General features: G+C 69.3%; 2 protein-coding genes. Both read left to right on the top strand.

The window, feature by feature from the left end:
- The first annotated feature begins 12 nt into the window (after window positions 1-12).
- Window positions 13-798 (top strand): electron transfer flavoprotein subunit beta/FixA family protein, encoded by a 786-nt coding sequence (locus HET64_RS38310; RefSeq protein WP_215111831.1) that lies wholly within the window; start codon window positions 13-15, stop codon window positions 796-798.
- Between the two features lie 51 nt (window positions 799-849).
- On the top strand, window positions 850-1,812 hold the full coding sequence (locus tag HET64_RS38305) for an electron transfer flavoprotein subunit alpha/FixB family protein (RefSeq protein WP_215111830.1): 963 nt from the start codon (window positions 850-852) through the stop codon (window positions 1,810-1,812).
- Window positions 1,813-1,879: the final 67 nt, after the last annotated feature.

Raw genomic sequence — 1,879 nt, 5'->3', positions numbered from 1 at the left:
AGGAGAGCCGGCGTGAGCTTGAGGATCGTTGTCTGTGTGAAGTACGTGCCCGACGCGACCGGTGACCGGCGTTTCGCCGATGACCTGACGCTGGACCGTGAGGATGTCGACGGTCTGTTGTCGGAGCTGGACGAGTACGCGGTCGAGCAGGCGTTGCGGATCGCTGACGAGGCGGACGATGCGGAGGTCACCGTGGTGACGGTGGGTCCGGAGGATGCCAAGGACGCGTTGCGCAAGGCGTTGTCGATGGGTGCGGACAAGGCGGTTCACGTCGAGGACGACGATCTGCACGGCAGTGATGTGATGGGTACGTCGCTGGTGCTGGCGAAGGCTGTGGAGAAGACCGGGTACGACCTGGTGATCTGCGGGATGGCGTCGACCGACGGTGTCATGGGTGTGCTGCCGGCGCTGCTGGCCGAGCGGCTGGGTGTGCCGCAGGTGACGCTGCTGTCGGAGGTCGCGGTGGCGGATGGTGTGGTGACCGGGCGCCGTGACGGTGACACGGCGTCCGAGCAGCTTGAGGCGTCGCTGCCGGCGGTGGTGTCGGTGACCGACCAGTCCGGTGAGGCCCGTTACCCCTCCTTCAAGGGGATCATGGCGGCGAAGAAGAAGCCGGTGGAGTCGCTGGACCTGGACGATCTGGGGCTGGACGCGGACGAGGTCGGTCTGGCGGGTGCGTGGACGGCGGTCGATTCCGCGACCGAGCGTCCGGCGCGGACGGCGGGCACGATCGTGAAGGACGAGGGCGAGGGCGGCAGGCAGCTCGCCGAGTTCCTCGTGGGCCAGAAGTTCATCTAGCCCCTCCTCCTTCCCCTCTCTCTCTTCATTCTCTTCCTGGAGTGCGTTGTCATGGCTGATGTTCTTGTTCTGGTCGATCATGTGGACGGTGCGGTCCGCAAGCCCACCCTGGAGCTGCTGACGCTGGCGCGCCGTATCGGTGACCCGGTCGCGGTGGCGCTGGGTGCGGGTGCGGAGGCGACCGCCCCGGTGCTGGGTGAGCACGGTGCGGTGAGGGTCCTGACCGCGGATGCCCCGGAGTTCGCGGACTATCTGGTGGTGCCGAAGGTCGACGCGCTGCGGGCCGCGTTCGACGTGGTGTCGCCGGTGGCGGTGCTGGTGGTGTCGTCCGCCGAGGGCAAGGAGATCGCCGCCCGCCTCGCTCTGCGGGTCGGCTCCGGCGTCATCACCGACGCCACCGATGTGGAGGCCGGTGAGCAGGGCCCGGTCGCGACGCAGGCCGCGTTCGCCGCGTCTTTCACCACCAGGTCCCGGGTCTCCAGGGGTGTTCCGGTCATCACGGTCAAGCCGAACTCCGCCCCCGTCGAGCCGGCCGCTGCCGCCGGCACGGTCGAGGCCCTGTCGGTGTCGTTCGGTGGGACGGCGACGGGTACGAAGGTGACGTCCCGTACGCCGCGTGAGTCGACGGGGCGCCCGGAGCTGACCGAGGCGGCGATCGTGGTCTCCGGTGGCCGTGGCGTCAACGGTGCGGAGAACTTCCCCCTGATCGAGGCGCTCGCCGACAGTCTGGGGGCCGCGGTGGGTGCGTCGCGTGCCGCCGTGGACGCGGGCTGGTACCCGCACACCTCGCAGGTCGGGCAGACGGGCAAGTCGGTCTCGCCGCAGCTGTACATCGCTTCGGGTATCTCCGGCGCGATCCAGCACCGGGCGGGTATGCAGACCTCGAAGACGATCGTCGCGATCAACAAGGACGCCGAGGCCCCGATCTTCGAACTCGTCGACTACGGCGTCGTCGGCGACCTCTTCGCCGTCGTGCCCCAGCTCACCGAGGAGATCAACACCCGCAAGGGCTGACCCCCCGGCGAACACCCCGCCCCGGGCCGCACGGTGAACCCCACCGCGCGGCCCGCAGCCGTTCCGG

Source organism: Streptomyces sp. McG3 (genome assembly GCF_018619185.1).
Classification (GTDB): Bacteria; Actinomycetota; Actinomycetes; order Streptomycetales; family Streptomycetaceae; genus Streptomyces.
The sequence above is the reverse complement of the archived record's forward strand: the minus strand, read 5'-3'. Positions and strand labels throughout refer to the sequence as shown.

What these genes read in the sequence shown, in the direction of transcription:
- HET64_RS38305 (WP_215111830.1), top strand. Translation starts at nt 850, where the DNA reads ATGGCTGATGTTCTTGTTCTGGTCGATCATGTGGACGGTGCGGTCCGC.